Below are 15,428 nucleotides of genomic sequence, written 5' to 3'. Positions count from 1 at the left end.
TTGTCGTTAAATATAAGGAAAGGATTTAACAAGTTTTAAGACTGAAAAAGTGTAATTTAGTATGCAAATGCCATTTCTTGTTCACTAAACATACTGGCGTTAATGTTTTTATTATGCTGATAAATCATTCGGTAACTTAAAACAGCCTGAACATACTCTCGAGTTTCTTTAAATGGAATCGTTTCAATAAAGCTCATAACATCCAGCGTCCCATTGGATTCTTTAAGCCACCGAGTCACTCGATGCGGTCCTGCATTGTATGCGGCAGTGGCTAGTACTCGATTTTGGTCAAACTGTTTTAGTAATTGGCTGTAATAGGCACTCCCTAACTGCACATTATAATCAACTTGATAAAGCTGAATTTTGTTCTTAAAACTGAGTTTGTTTTTACGAGCGGTTTCTTTTGCAGTTGCAGGCATGAGTTGCATTAATCCTCTTGCTCCTACACCGGATGTCGCATAAGGGTAAAATGCACTTTCACGCCTGGCTATGGCACGTATCTCATCAATATCGACTTGGTACAGTTTACTGGCTTTTTCAAATGAGTCTTGTGCTGCATTAGGGAACCTAAGTTGCAAGCTGTTCCATTGTTTCGCTTGAATACTGGCCTCGACACTGTAATCAAACCAACCTTGCTGTAAGGCATATAAACCATATTCAGCTCGCATGGCATTGTCATGTCGTCGTAACATGCTTACCCATTCACTTCGAGCATCTCGGGTTTTATCAATTGCAATGAGTTCAACTATTCTGGCCATTGCTGGGTCATCATTGATTTTAGCGGCAAGCTTAGGATTGGACTGTAACTTATCATCGTTCATCGCAAGCGGTGAGTTGATTGATTGCGCCGCATGGAAACCATAAAAATTACGAGCTTTGCTGAGTTGTTCTATTGTGGTGTTTTTTTTGGGGGTGTTGTTTGTATCAATAGATGCCATTCTGGCAGACCAATATTGCCAACGGCTGTCATCAATCACATCATCACTGAGTAAGGCAAGGTAACGTTTTATGCTGTCATTATCTTGTTCACTGATGGCCCATCGTAAACGTATTTGGAATAGATCATCTGAATCTAATATGGGCAAACTGGCATCAATGTGTTCAAGTAAATCAGCCTCTTTACGGATTAGTGCTCTTCTTACGATGTATCGGTTAAGTTGCTGACCCTTGATGGCAGTAAAGCGATTAGCTTTATCATATTTGTTATACAGTTTTACGGCTTGCTTGAGATCTTTTCGAGCAAGCTTTCTAAGGCCTACATTGACAATATCACCAACGATAGGTGAGTTTGATGAAAACTTTTTTGTATAGCGTAAGCTATTGGGATCTCGATAAACTGAAATCAGTAAGTCAGCTTCTTTCTTGTTTTTGGTTATTTTTCTGGCAAGGTATTGCGTTAAACCATATTGATTTTCGTTGAAGCTCAATAGCATTCTTGACCAAATTAATGCCTGAGTCCGTTTTCCTGCTTTAGTCCATTCACTAAAGAGGACGTCACACTCTTTTGGTCGTGAACGGCCATAAAGCCACATGCGCTCAGCACCATCCAAGGCGGATTTTTTATTGCCTTGAGAAAGTTGCGCTCGATAGTAATAGCATTGCAATGCAATATCGTTAGGCGTGTTTGGAGAAATGGTTAAAAAATTCTGCCATTGCTTTCGTTTCCCTGCATTTTTTAGATAACGGTAGCGTAGGGTGTTATAGAGGGGCGTTTTCTTATATTTCTCAATAGCGATATGGGCATCTTCGCCGTTTAGCGACAGGATGTCACTTCCAGTTTCATGGTAGTCAAGATAGACATTTAATGGATATTCACCAAGTTTTTTCCGCAGCGCCTGGTAGGTTTTCATTTGTTTTTTATCGAGTGCTTTACGGGCATCAAGATAAAGTTGTTGCTCAGTGGTATAAGTTGTTTTTGCAGCCGAAACCGGCAAGCTAAGCCCTGCCATTAACAGACAAATAAATACACTAACTAAAAAAAACACACTGTTACGCATAATAATGAGAACCTCCGTCCCAGTACGACATTGTTGCGAAACCAATTGTTACGAACGTATTTTAATTAAACTTTTCTTACTCAATGACTTCATCTACTCATCGGATATTAGAGCATGTTTGTACATGGCTTTTATATCATGCTTAAAGGTTATATTAGTAACGATGATGAGCCTTTAAATACTAGCTCATCATTATAAACCTGCATGATAATATTCACTTTTGAGTCGCTGTGAGCTGCTGTTATAAAGTGCTGCTCATTTATTCAATTACTCGCTACTCTTTTGACTCATCTAACGCTTTATTAATTAATTGCGGGTCAAGGTTTTTACTGGTTTCAACACCTAATTTTTGCATTACGTGAGCTTGTCTAATTAGGTTACCTTTACCTTGTGACAACTTACTCATGGCTTGCTGATAAGTTTTATCTGCAGTGTCTAATGCGCGGCCAAGTTTATCCATGTCTTCTACATAGCCACATAATTTGTCATATATTTTCGCGGCTTGCGAAGCGATAGCCTGGGCATTTTGATTCTGATATTCATAACGCCAAATATTGTTAATCGTTCGAAGTGCGACGAGTAAATTAGTTGGGCTGACCAGCATAATATTATGATCGAGTGCAAAGCTGACTAAACTCGGATCTGACTCTAACGCCAGTAAAAACGCAGGCTCAATTGGAATAAACATCAACACATAGTCGAGGCTTTTTAAGCCATGCAGCTTGTGGTAATCCTTTTGACTTAAACCTTTTATATGTTGGCGAACTGATAGCGCAAGCTCTTTAATTGCCTGTTGCTGTACTAATTCATCCTCGCTATTAAAGAAACGTTCATAGGCTACTAATGACATTTTTGCATCAATAACGACATCTTTTTGTTCAGGCAGGTGAACGATAACATCCGGTTTAAATCGCTTTCCGCCATCATCTTTTAAGTCTTGCTGAGTGTCGTACTCGTGTCCTTCACGTAAGCCACTTTCTTGCAGAACACGCTCTAATATGACTTCCCCCCAATTGCCTTGCTGCTTGTTATCGCCTTTTAAAGCCTTAGTTAAATTTATCGCGTCTTGGCTCATTTTAAGGTTAAGATCTTTGAGGTGATCGAGTTGGTGCTTTAAGGCACTTCGCTCAGTTTGCTCTTGAGTAAATGACTCTCGGATTTGCTGCCTAAATCCTTCTAACTGTTGTTTTAGCGGCCCTAAAACCCCATCAATTTGTGTCACATTCTGTTGTTTGAAGTTTTCACTTCTTTCTTCAAATATGCGGTTAGCAAGGTTTTCAAATTGTAACTTTAATCGTTCTTCTGCACTTTCTAGTAAAGCTATTTTGTCATTGAGCGCTGCTTTTTCAGTGTTAGCTTGTGATTGGATGCTTTGTTGCATCGCATTTGATTTAGACAGAGCCAGTTGAGTCTCCATAAACTTACGTTGGCCGTCGCTAAGCTGCTGCTCTAGAAGTGGTAACCTTTCAGCTTGGGCTTCAAGTTTTGAAAGTTGAGCAATTAAAAGTTCTGCTTTTTCTCTAGCACTATGCAGCGCGAGTTCTTTGTCGTCGATTTGTTGTTGAAGTAATTGCTGTTTTATCGCTATATCAGATTCAAACTGCGCCATTTCAGCTTGGAGTTTGTCTCGATGTTGCTCCCATCGTTGGCGGGTCAAACGTTGGTTAAGTAGCGCACCAATTAATAACCCTAAAAAGGCGACAGCACAGAGGGCGATGATTTCAGCAATGGATAAAGAGGTAGGAAGCGTCATGAATACGGCCAGCTTAAAAATGAATGCTTAAGATTCTCATGGCAGTGCACATGGCGCAAGCCAACATCGAGTGATTTCATACTTAAGCGCTTAATTAATAAACTCAATAGCTTAAAAACTGTAAACTATTTGAAATTAATTGCCGTATAAACATGTCTAATAGTTTAACAGTAGAATGACTTTGTAGAATAGGTTTGCTTTAGGAGGCGTTATGGTCGCAAAAAAAGGGTTCACAAAAGGCATTGCCAACACGCCAAGTTGGGCATTAAAAGAAAACCAAGTAACACCAGAGCGGGTATTTGCTGATAGACGCAACATTGTAAAAGCACTTGGTTTAGGCGCGTTAGGAGCAAGTCTACCTGGGCAGGTTCAAGCTGGGTTATTTGACTTATTCGGCAGCGAAGATAAACCTGCTTTTGCTGTTCAAGGGCTTGATTACAGCAAGCCAAGCCAATTTCAAATCAGTGACATACTGACGCCAGAAGATAAAATTACTCGCCATAACAACTTCTATGAATTTGGCACGAGTAAACAGGACCCATTTGAAAATGCACAAGGTTTTCAGGTCAATCCTTGGGAGCTGCGAATTGAAGGTTTAGTGGATAAACCATTAACACTTGACTTAAATGACCTGACGACCAAGTTTGATTTAGAAGAGCGCATTTACCGTCTTCGTTGTGTAGAAGCTTGGTCAATGGTGGTGCCTTGGGTTGGTTTTTCGTTAGCTGAACTATTGACCATGGCTGGAGTGTCAAATAAGGCAACGCATGTTGCATTTGAAACTTTATTTGACCCAGTTCAAATGCCCGGTCAGAAAAATCGCCTAATGGGAGGTGGGATCCACTACCCATATGTAGAAGGTTTAACCATTGCAGAAGCAATGAACGAGTTACCATTCCTTGCTGTTGGTTTATATGGAAAAACTTTACCGCCACAAAATGGTGCTCCAGTTCGTTTAGTTCTACCTTGGAAATACGGGTTTAAAAGCATTAAGTCTGTAGTGAAAATTCGAGTAACAGATAAGCAGCCTCCTACCAGTTGGAACCAACTAGCACCCCATGAATATGGCTTTTATGCCAACGTGAATCCACAGGTTGATCACCCTAGATGGTCACAAGCGACAGAGCGCAGCATTGGTGAAGGCGGTTTATTCTCTGCAAAACGGATTCCGACGCAAATGTTTAATGGCTACGCAGAACAGGTGGCTGACTTATATAAAGATTTAGATTTAAGGAAGTTCTATTGAAGCGGTTAACACCTAAAGGTCTATTTTGGATAAAAGGCTTACTGCATGTGAGCTTTTTATCTCCAATAGTGTATTTAGTTTTATTAGTTATGACTGACAATGCTGGTGGCGATCCAGTGCAATACATCATCCATTTTACTGGGATGGGTGCAATTAATTCGTTAATCATTACCTTAGTAGTTTCACCATTAGCTAAATTTTTGAAGCAAGGGGTGTTACTGCAAACTCGGCGATTAATTGGCTTGTATGTTTTTGTATATGCGAGCTTACATATTGCTGCTTTTATTAGCCTTGATTTACTTTTTGCATGGGGTTATTTGTTACAAGAAGTGGTTAAAAGGCCGTATATTTTAGTCGGCGCGGTGGCGTTGATTATTGTAGCGCTTTTAGCTTTGACCTCGTTTCAAGCAATAAAACGTAAAATGGGAAAAGGTTGGCAGCAATTACACAATTGGATTTATGTTGTCGCGATTTTAGCGCCAATACACTTCTATTGGTCTGTAAAATCAGAAATCATCGAGCCGAGTATTTATTTCGTTCTCTTTGCGGCTTTATTGTGGCTAAGAAGAAGTCAGATTAAAAAATGGCTGTTAAAACGTTAGTTATGTCACCGGTTTAAGCGTTGATTTATTAACTAATGTGGCCAATTGATTTTTAAAGATACAACACCGACATTGCCGGTGTTGTTTTATATAGCAAACCCTATTTGCTATTGGCGCTATAGGCGCGGTTTAGTTTAACCCTTTTGTGCCAAGCTGGTTATTTAAATAATCATAGTCAGATTAAGCTTGAATGTGACTTGTTCAGACTTTAGCGAAATAAACAGTTTTTGGCTCTGGGTGGGTTAACCAGCCCATTGAAACAGTAACTTGCAAAAAGGCTAAAGGCGATAACTGAACCCATGATAATGGCGAGTGTATGCCAAGGTTCATGCATTGTTATCCGCATATCAATATATTGGTAAGTTGATACGCCCCAAACCATCACAGTCGCTACGATTAAGCCTAATTGAATGACTCGGGTAATAATATTGTTCTTAAGCAATAATAACCAAGGTAGCATGACGCAAGTGATTGCAAGTGGCATTTGTCCAAATCGAAGAAAATGCGCTGCAAGTAATACATACGCTAATGAAATGAATATAATTCGCCACCACATGGTTCTGCTCTCCTAATTATTTTGATTGTTGCTGACGCAATATATCGCAATCAATTTAGGTTGTTCTGTCGAAGTGGTCACATAATATCGCAGCGTAGGTGATACAGGTCAAAAAACAGCAATCTTCTTAGTGACAGCTAACGAGAAAAACAGCGTGTGGGTCGTCAATATTTTATTAATATGAAGATTTACTATGAATGGTATTAAGTGTAAGAATTGGTCGGGATAACAGGATTTGAACCTGTGATCTCTTGTCCCCCAGACAAGCGCCTTACCGGACTAGGCCATATCCCGATGACTTTACTTCTGATGCCTAAATAAACTAACAACTCGTCATTTTAGGCGCAACTTATTTTTAAATAAAAAAGGTTAATTGACTGATATATAGTCAATTAACCTTTTGTTAAGTTAGCTCTTAATCACTCAATTTATAGCGTATTTTTATCACGAGTTATTGATTATATAGCCGTCGGCCTTCACGCATGACTTGAATTAACTCTGGTGCGCTCAACTTGCGCTTGAGTCGTTTGTCATAATTAATATCATATATTTGATATTTACCGTGACGATCTAAAACGGTGATTTCAGCATCTTGATAGATGGCAAATGTACGACTATCTCCAATATAGACCCAGCTTTGTTCACTTGGCTGCAATAAGCTGTAGCCAGAACTGTAATCTGTAGATGGATTATTACAATGTAAGATTTGGCTCATAATAGTCGGCACTATGCCGTAATGACTGGTGCGGTATGTGACTGTGTCTGCAGCGGCTTTTGGCCAATGCATAACAAAAGGTACTTTTACGTTGCCAGGGGATAAATTCTGGTTAACCTCAGATGGATTACTACTAAACACTTGGCCATGGGTACCTGTAATCATCACGACCGTATCTTTATCAACGCTATCAATTAGTTGATTGAGTTGCTGGTCGATAAAATACAATGACTGTCGGTATTGGTTATAAAGTACTTTTTCTGCAGGTTTCAACATTATGTGAGGCTTAACGGTTTCGATACCTAAAAAGCCAATAGGCGTGTCATAATGTTTTGGAGCCGTGAGGTTCACAATTGAAAACCAATGTGACTGCTGCGATGCTTGCCAATTGACGAACTGGGCCACATTTTTACTATCTGTTTTAGCACTGCCTTCATCGCTATGGTTGATAAACGGTGTTAGCTCATCAAAAATAGCGCGCCCGATAAACGGATTAGCATTATCTTGCGGTAAGAAAATAGCTTGCTGATAACCTGCTTTGGCAAGGGTTTGTGTCATAACAGGTGCAGTATGATAAAACTCTTTTCTGTCACCATAGTTGCCCTGAAGGCCATACAGTATTGAAAAAATTCCCGTCTTAAACTGATTCCCACCACTAAAATGGTCAATGAATTGTTTGTTATCAGTCTGATATTGCGTCAGAAACGGCATGGTTTGTTCATTCACCATATCTGCACGTAAACCATCGACAGAGACTATCAATACATTAGATTGCTGCTCTTGGATTAATGGCGTTTTACATTGTAATGGCTTAACAGGGTAACTCAGTTTACGTGACTTAGTTTGGTAGCGATTATCTTCTATATTGGTACCTTCAATACCATGGCTTTCCATGAATGACCGTGCAGTAGCTGGGTATGATAAAGGGTAAGTATCATCAAAACGGGTAATTTGTGTTACGTCAGATGCATCAGCCCAAATATGAACTAAATGGCTACTGATAAAGCAAATACCGACAAAAGCAATCGCTTTATTACCAAGCTGTTTCTTCTCCAGCTTTTCGATGCGTTTCCATATGAAGTTAGCTGCTGTTAGCTCGATTAATATAATCGAGATGGGAGTCACTATATAGGAGGTACTTTTTAATAATGCATTCAGATCTGTCCAAGCTAAATCAAATGCGAAGGGGCTTAGATGAATACCATAATCGTCATAGACAATTGTGTCATACAATAAGATACATAAGCCTAGGCTCGCGACGAGGGCGGCGTAGCCTCGTAAAATTTTAGAATAAGGTAATAGTAACGTGACAGGAAAAAGAAAGACTACATAAACAATGAAAGCTAAAAAACTGAAGTGACCAATGGTGCTAACGGCAAGATAGCCCCAACCAATAAAGGTTTCAGGGTAACCCACACTACTGAGGTAACGGGCACCGACTATCATAGCTAAAAAGCCATTAAAGAAGGCAAACCAGTGACCCCAATTAACGAGGCGCGATACTTTATCGCGAGTCATTTGTTTTTTGCGCTCAACCATGCGGAGTTGTTTTCCTAATCCTATCTTTATCAAAGATATGCTTCAAAGCTAACATATCCTTGATAAATTAAAATACCTTTTAATATGGCTTAGTCAGCCTTTACTGATTGTGCCAATGCTTTTGCAAATTGTTCAGCAACCTGTTGACGAGATTCGCTAGGTACTTTGTTCTCTAGTAAATGTGAAACACAATTACCTAATACCATCAGACTTAAATCAGTCGGTGCTTGATGCTTGTTGAGTACTGCTAATAACTCAGTAATTAACGCTTCAACTTGGGTGTTGGTATATTTAGATTGGATAGCCATAATCAGAAAAGTTCAAAAAGTAATGAATTAGCCGCCTATTATATCGGATTTCATATTATCTTGCTGTAGTTTATTGTGGTGAAAATAGCGTCGAAATTTAGCAATTTAATGGCCTTGTTAAGTACAAATTGAAATAAATATAGCGGTTGAGTTAACTAAAATTGGCACTTGAAGCTATTGGCATTTTTCGTAATATTTTTTGAGACTTTTTTAACGTGTCTGTTATGATATTCAGCGCTATTTCGCTTCCATATATTACAGATTCAGTTAGGGCTTATGAGCATCAATATCGAACAAGCAATTATCCACGAAATTTCCCAAGACAGTCAGGGTCAACTCAGTTGTCGTTTAAGACCACAACCTCTACTAAATAGCAGTGCTGTAGAAGCGATGCTAGAAGAGTTGCATCAAACCTATACGGGTAAAGCTGGTAAAGGCTTTGGCTTTTTTGGCACACACGGTGAAGATGGTGAAGCCAACCCTGCTTTTTCTGACGCATTAAATGAATATCGAAGCGGCGAACTAGGATTTGTTGAGTTTAGTAGTGCTGCAAGTAAGTTACTTCAGGAAGAACTTGCGAAATATGACTTTAGTCAAGGCGGCTTTTTGTTGATGTCTTGCTATACCAGCATGACAAGTGATTATTTATTCGTGGCATTGTTAAACGCAAAATCGTCAATGACGGTGTTAGATGATATGGAACTATCGCAAAACAACCATCTTGATTTAACGAATGTTCAGTTGGCAGCTCGAATTGATTTAACAGAATGGCAAGCAGATAAAGATTCACGTAAATATATTTCGTTTGTACGTGGTCGTGCGGGCCGTAAAGTGGCAGACTTTTTCTTGGATTTCATGGGCTGTGTTGAAGGCGTGAATACTAAGGCGCAGAATAAAACATTAATGCACGCAGTTGAAGACTTTGTCGCCAGTAGTGAATTGACTAAAGATGAGCGTCAACAATGTCGTGATAAAGTGTTTGATTACTGCAGTGAGCGTGCCGATGAAGGCGCTGATATCGAAGTAAAAGATTTGGCTGATGAATTGGCCGATTCTGGTATGGATTCGTTTTACGATTTTGCTTGTGGCGGCGCTTACGAGTTAGATGAGGAGTTTCCTGCCGATAAAGCCAGTTTACGCACCTTAAAGAAGTTTTCGGGTACTGGTGGTGGCGTTACATTGAGCTTTGATGGCGGCCATTTAGGTGAGAGAGTTATCTACGATCCTATTTCTGACACCATTCTTATTAAGGGTGTTCCTGCTAACTTGAAAGATCAGTTAGATCGCCGCCTTAAAGGTGAATAAAGAAACAATATTCAATTAAAGCGCCCATATGGGCGTTTTTTTTTGCATTTATTATATGCATTTAACGATTTCGGTACATATAAGAGCTAATTTAGGCATAAATACATTTAAAGATTTAAATTTGAATTTATTTAAGTACACTAGCCGACAAATTTAAACCTAATATTGATAGTTATGAAAATATAACTATGTGGGGGATACATGATTACTGCCTATGTTTATAAAAATCGCAAGTTAACTGTTCACGAACTGAATGTTCAAGACAGTATACCCGAACAAACATTATGGTTAGACATGTTCAAACCCAATGATGATGAAAGGGAATGGTTGAGTCGGTTTTCGGTCGAGGAAGTTCCCGACGAAGAAGACATCAACGAAATTGAAGCCTCGGCTCGTTTTTTCCAAAGTAAAGATGGATTGCATATTAATTCGTTATTCCCGCAACGTGTTGGCTCGGATGTGCGAGCGATTAACGTATCGTTTAACTTGAGAAAGGATTTCTTACTGACTATTCGTGAAGATGATGTCGGTTTGATCCGTTTATTACGCAACTATTTACGTCTTGGCCGTTTGGATGCCACCACGCCTCAAGGCTTAATGCTAGAGCTGTTTCATCTAAAAGTGGATTACTTGTCTGATTTAATTGAAGACGTTTACTCTGTTCTTGATGATGTAAGCGAAAAAGTGTTTGATGATGAAGAGTTAGATGAAGTATTCAAAATGATCACGCTGCAAGAAGACTCAAACGGTAAAATCCGTCTAAGTTTGCTGGATACTCAGCGTTCATTACGATATATCCAACGTTACTACCGCGATCATTTATCTGAAGAAAATATCAAGGATATTCGTGAGATGTTGTCGGATATTGAGTCGTTAATGCCTCATAGCCAATTCATCTTTGATAAGTTGAATTTTTTGCTCGACGCAGCCATGGGCTTCAGTGGCATTCAGCAAACCAAGATTATTAAAATATTCTCGGTTGCCGCCGTGGTGTTTTTACCACCAACGGTAATTGCAAGTAGTTACGGAATGAACTTTGTTAATATGCCAGAGTTAGATTGGCGTTTTGGTTACCCAATGGCGATAGGATTGATGTTAGCTAGTGCCGGTGGTACATATTTATTCTTCAAGCGAAAAGGCTGGTTATAAAACCTATTTAAGTCCTTTGTTAATATTAAAAGCCATTAGTAACGTTAAGTTATTAATGGCTTTTTTGTATCTGTTAAATAGATTTTTATGCTTGTTTTAATAAGGATTACCCTTGGCCAATACCATAGCTTATGCGCTCTCTTGGGCTTAAATATTTTAGAATATTTTCGGGTAATGCTGATATCGGCAAACATCGTGCAATACTGATTTCTTCGCGTTCTAAGTCAATGATTGGTGCTTGTTCTTTTGGAACGAGTGCGTCGTATAGCATGATTTGAGGGTATAAAATCTTATTTATATTTACAGACATCACCATGCCAAATTGACCGCTTGAAAGCTCTACAACACTACCAGGTGGGTAAATACCAATGGTTTTGATTAAGGTGCCGACATATTCTTGATTGAGCTTATCTTTATAGTTTTTATAAATATAACCTAAAGAAGCATAAGGCGTTTTCGCTTTTGTAGTCTTAGTGCCGTTACACAAATCATCATACTCATTGACTACCGTGATAAGTTGGGAGTATTTATCTAACTCATCTCCTTTAAGTCCTTTGGGGTAGCCAGAACCGTCTAGAAACTCATGATGATTGGCTATCATGGGTTTAGCTTCTTCAGGAAAAGTATCGGCAATTTTAAGGAAGTTGAGACTCATTAAAGGGTGCTGCTTTATAAGGTTTTGTTCCGGTTTATTTAAAGGAGCTTGTTTATTCAGTACATTGCTAGGAATTTTAAGTTTGCCAATATCATGAAATAGGGCACCTAAGCCAATTTGCTCAATCTCTTCTCGTGACCAATTCAAGCTTTTTGCTAACATCATGCAAAGCACTGAGACATTCAGTGAATGGTGATATATTAAATCGCCAGGTTTGACATCACCCATAAGATGTAACACTAAATCATCAGAATTAAGCAGCATAGTGGTCATCGAGCTCACCATGTCTTTAGCATCGTTGACAGCGTTTAATGGTCGACTACCGAGTTTTGAGATACTAGAGCGCATAATTGATAATGAACGGTCAAACTGTTGCTCAGTCTTTTTAAGTCCTCTTCTAAGCTTCTTTTGGGTTTCAATTTGATCATGTTTGTACTGATCCATTTCAAGCTTGAGCTTATCGAGAGAAGCAGTATCTGTAAGTACTTCTTTTGCATCTTTAGCGGGTTTATCACGTAACTCAGTGTCGCTTTTAGTGGGCACGAATAAAACGGTTTCGATACCTAAACTTTTAATTAAATCGATTTGAGACTGACTTTTAACCTTGAAACGACTAAATAGAAATGGGTGATCCTTCCAAGATACAGGCAAGCAAATAAAATTGCCGACTTGGATTTCATCGATTGAAACTTTTACTGTGTTTTTCATAGGTTAAAACAGGTACCTAAATTTATTTTTGTTATTATGTAGCTAACCATCTGTACTCATCCCTTTTGCTAATCGACAGTTTCCATGGCAGCATATTACCAAACAGATATAAAAAGTGCTTATTTAATATGGATTTTATTGAAGTCATACCAAATGCGTTAGATGAAGATTTATGCGATCGATTGATTGCCGCTTTTGAACAGCACCCAGGAGTCATTGAAGGTAAAACTGGTCAAGGTGTTGATAAGGCTAAAAAACATAGTTTTGATTTAACCTTAGACATTCATGCTGATTTAGCGCCGCTAAGAAATGAAATTTTACAATTAACGCTTAAGCATGCGGCTTCATACTTTACTCAATATTCGATGGCGTTAATGGGAGCGGTGTCAGTAGCTGTCGCTGATGAGCATGGTCAAGCAGTGACTTTACAACCCAACAATTTCGATGCTTTAGGTGCGCCTCGAGCAGAAGCGCTAACCAAGTATTTGTATCGAAGTGGCAATGTAAATTTGCAAAAATATCCTATGGGGCTAGGGGGCTACCCTCATTGGCATTCTGAGCATTTTCCGCAATCTGGTTCACATGAAGCTTTACATCGAGTACTACTTTATATGTTTTATTTAAACGATGTGGAAGAGGGTGGAGAGACGGAGTTTTTTTACCAACAGAAAAGCATTAAACCTAAAAAAGGGACCATGGTTATTGCCCCAGCGGGTTTCACGCACACCCATAAAGGTAATAAGCCAATCAGTGGTGATAAATATATCGCCACCTCTTGGATTATGTTTAATCGGGCAGAGCAGCTCTATGCACCATTAAACACTAAATAGTGTTTATTGTTATTGAGGGGGGATTTTGATAGTAAATTTAGCCCCTTCAAGCTCACTTTCGGTGATTGATAATAGACCATGGTAACTACTGACAATTTCGTTACACACAGCTAAACCGATGCCTTGACCTGGTGATTGGGTATCGGCGCGCACTCCTCGTTGAATGATGCGTGCTTTTAATGATTCATCAACGCCAGGTCCATCATCTTCAACACAAAGGATTGAATGCCCCTCACTATCAATTGTCGCAGTAACAATAACTTCACTAATACAAAGCCTGAATGCATTTTCCATTAGGTTGCCACACAGTTCCATTAAATCCCCTTTATTAATAGGAAAGTTAATTTCAGAATCGATGTGACTGCTAAATTTGACGTTTTTTTCTTTATAAATCTTGAACAACATTTGCGACAACTGTTCAACCATTGGTTGAACCGGTGTTTGTTCTTGAACGAGCCCTTGACGACCGACTAAAGCACGTTTCAATTGATATTTTACCAACTGATCCATCTGCCCCACTTGCTGCATGATTTTTTCACTGGCATCTGATTTTGACAACGTCGCGTCATCAGTTATTGCATGAACAGCGGCAAGGCGCGTTTTTAAACTATGGGCTAAGTCATTCATGGCATTCTGGTAACGCTCTTGTTGCGCACTCGATTGCGATAATAGTTGGTTTAATGCTTGAGTTACCCCTTCTAATTCTTGTGGGTAACCATCTGACAGTGATTTTTTGTTGCCGTCACCAATAGCTTGTAATTCACTTTTGAGCCTCGTCAGTGGGCGCATTCCCCAATAGGCTGCACTAATCAGTAATATAAATGCAAGTAACATGACGACGCCAAGACGCAAATAAGTCAACTTTTTAAAACGTTTAAAGTCGTTCTCTACGGTGTCAGCTTCTTTTAATACCACCATATTGTATTGGGTTTGATTGAGTTCAACGGGCAGTAAATAGGCAAAGTAGGAACGATTATCTGACATGTTTAGAAAGTAAGGGGGATTGGAGTCGACAATAGATTCAAATCGTTCACATATATTGGTTAACCCAGCATCGGTAGCGAGCGATGACGTCCATACGTCTGCAAAGTCTTGACTACAGCTGGCCATCATATAGCGTTTTTGCTTATTGTTTTCCATTAACCAATTATTATTGGCTGGAATAAGGTCGTGTTCACGCAGCTCAGCTGCAATTTGCGGCATTTCAGCGATAAGCTGAGCCGTTTCTTTATTGTAACTGTTTTGCGCATGAAGAATGGTTACTGACCATGCAAGGCCAAAGCCTACCAGTGCGATGATAGTTAACGAGGTAATAAACATCCTCGTGAGAAGGCGTTTTTTGGGCTTAAACCTTAGCTGCATGGTAGGTTAAATTTATATCCTTGACCGCGGATGGTAGCGATTGGGTTATCCATACCGCCTTTATTAAGTTTTTTTCGAATACGGCTGACCATGACTTCAATGGTATTCGGGTCGCCTTCTTTGTCACCGTAAACGACATCAAGTAAACGTTGCTTGGCTACAACTTCATGGCAGTGACGCATGAGGTATTCAAGAATTAAATATTCAAATGCAGTAACTTCCATAACCTCAGCATTTAGCGTGACTTGTTTTGCCGCTAAATCTAATTGTAGTGGCCCACTACTTATGGTCGGTTTTACAAACCCTGCGCTTCGTCTTACCAAGGCGTCAAGTCGAGCAACTAACTCTTCTTTTTGGAATGGTTTGACTAGGTAATCATCTGCACCTGCATTTAATCCTTCAACCTTATCTTGCCAGTTAACTCGGGCCGTTAGAATAAGAATAGGCGCTTTAACATCGGCATTACGGATATCAGATATGAGTGTCATACCGTCTTTATCAGGCAGGCCTAAATCAACAATAGCGATATCAATAGGGTAATTGGTTGCTTGATAAAACCCTTCTTTCGCAGTCAGTGCCACTTGTACTTGATTACCTAATTCAGATAATTGCACATTTAAGTGGTGGGATAAAATTGGGTCATCTTCTATTACCAAAATTCTCATAACAAATACTCTTTGGTGAAATCGTAATATTTCTTTGC

General features: G+C 39.3%; 13 protein-coding genes and 1 tRNA gene. 5 read left to right on the top strand and 9 right to left on the bottom strand.

What is annotated here, in order from left to right:
- Positions 1-56: 56 nt before the first annotated feature.
- Positions 57-1,997, bottom strand: a complete 1,941-nt coding sequence (locus AN944_RS06640; RefSeq protein ID WP_055023822.1) for a transglycosylase SLT domain-containing protein — start codon at positions 1,995-1,997, stop codon at positions 57-59.
- Positions 1,998-2,271: 274 nt separating this feature from the next.
- Positions 2,272-3,750: a DNA recombination protein RmuC gene (gene rmuC, locus AN944_RS06635; RefSeq protein WP_055023821.1), complete on the bottom strand. Its 1,479-nt coding sequence runs from the start codon at positions 3,748-3,750 to the stop codon at positions 2,272-2,274.
- Positions 3,751-3,961: 211 nt separating this feature from the next.
- On the opposite strand from rmuC, the gene msrP reads away from it, so the two are divergent.
- Positions 3,962-4,996 (top strand): protein-methionine-sulfoxide reductase catalytic subunit MsrP, encoded by a 1,035-nt coding sequence (msrP, locus tag AN944_RS06630; RefSeq protein WP_055023820.1) that lies wholly within the window; start codon positions 3,962-3,964, stop codon positions 4,994-4,996.
- A complete protein-coding gene (msrQ, locus tag AN944_RS06625; protein WP_055023819.1) occupies positions 4,993-5,598 on the top strand; it encodes a protein-methionine-sulfoxide reductase heme-binding subunit MsrQ in 606 nt (201 codons plus the stop codon). Before msrP ends, msrQ begins: the two co-directional genes overlap by 4 nt.
- Positions 5,599-5,806: 208 nt before the next feature.
- Here the strand turns inward: msrQ and AN944_RS06620 are convergent, their stop codons facing one another.
- From AN944_RS06620 to AN944_RS06605, 4 genes are all read right to left on the bottom strand, one after another.
- Positions 5,807-6,154 (bottom strand): hypothetical protein, encoded by a 348-nt coding sequence (locus AN944_RS06620; protein ID WP_055023818.1) that lies wholly within the window; start codon positions 6,152-6,154, stop codon positions 5,807-5,809.
- Positions 6,155-6,371: 217 nt separating this feature from the next.
- Positions 6,372-6,448: transfer RNA gene (locus tag AN944_RS06615), tRNA-Pro, on the bottom strand.
- A gap of 157 nt (positions 6,449-6,605) precedes the next feature.
- Complete coding sequence (locus tag AN944_RS06610) at positions 6,606-8,408, bottom strand: DUF3413 domain-containing protein (protein ID WP_055023817.1); 1,803 nt, start codon at positions 8,406-8,408, stop codon at positions 6,606-6,608.
- Positions 8,409-8,497: 89 nt separating this feature from the next.
- Positions 8,498-8,716, bottom strand: a complete 219-nt coding sequence (locus tag AN944_RS06605) for a YejL family protein (protein WP_055023816.1) — start codon at positions 8,714-8,716, stop codon at positions 8,498-8,500.
- A 276-nt stretch (positions 8,717-8,992) separates the two neighbouring features.
- On the opposite strand from AN944_RS06605, the gene yejK reads away from it, so the two are divergent.
- Both yejK and corA read left to right on the top strand, forming a co-directional pair.
- Positions 8,993-10,021: a nucleoid-associated protein YejK gene (gene yejK / locus AN944_RS06600; RefSeq protein ID WP_055023815.1), complete on the top strand. Its 1,029-nt coding sequence runs from the start codon at positions 8,993-8,995 to the stop codon at positions 10,019-10,021.
- Between the two features lie 201 nt (positions 10,022-10,222).
- Positions 10,223-11,170 carry a magnesium/cobalt transporter CorA gene (gene corA, locus AN944_RS06595; RefSeq protein ID WP_055023814.1) on the top strand — a complete coding sequence of 316 codons (948 nt, stop codon included), beginning with the start codon at positions 10,223-10,225 and terminating at the stop codon, positions 11,168-11,170.
- Between the two features lie 106 nt (positions 11,171-11,276).
- Here the strand turns inward: corA and AN944_RS06590 are convergent, their stop codons facing one another.
- A complete protein-coding gene (locus AN944_RS06590; protein WP_055023813.1) occupies positions 11,277-12,533 on the bottom strand; it encodes a DUF3391 domain-containing protein in 1,257 nt (418 codons plus the stop codon).
- Positions 12,534-12,661: 128 nt separating this feature from the next.
- Between AN944_RS06590 and AN944_RS06585 the strand changes: the two genes are divergently transcribed.
- Positions 12,662-13,363 carry a 2OG-Fe(II) oxygenase gene (locus AN944_RS06585; protein ID WP_055023812.1) on the top strand — a complete coding sequence of 234 codons (702 nt, stop codon included), beginning with the start codon at positions 12,662-12,664 and terminating at the stop codon, positions 13,361-13,363.
- A gap of 9 nt (positions 13,364-13,372) precedes the next feature.
- Here AN944_RS06585 and AN944_RS06580 read toward each other — a convergent pair whose 3' ends face one another.
- Together AN944_RS06580 and AN944_RS06575 are read right to left on the bottom strand one after the other, a co-directional pair.
- On the bottom strand, positions 13,373-14,725 hold the full coding sequence (locus AN944_RS06580; protein WP_055023811.1) for an ATP-binding protein: 1,353 nt from the start codon (positions 14,723-14,725) through the stop codon (positions 13,373-13,375).
- Positions 14,716-15,390: a response regulator gene (locus tag AN944_RS06575; protein ID WP_055023810.1), complete on the bottom strand. Its 675-nt coding sequence runs from the start codon at positions 15,388-15,390 to the stop codon at positions 14,716-14,718. Before AN944_RS06575 ends, AN944_RS06580 begins: the two co-directional genes overlap by 10 nt.
- Positions 15,391-15,428 lie beyond the last annotated feature (38 nt).

Source organism: Shewanella sp. P1-14-1, assembly GCF_001401775.1.
Taxonomy (GTDB): Bacteria; Pseudomonadota; Gammaproteobacteria; order Enterobacterales; family Shewanellaceae; genus Shewanella; species Shewanella japonica.
This window is presented reverse-complemented; position numbering and strand designations above follow the sequence as displayed.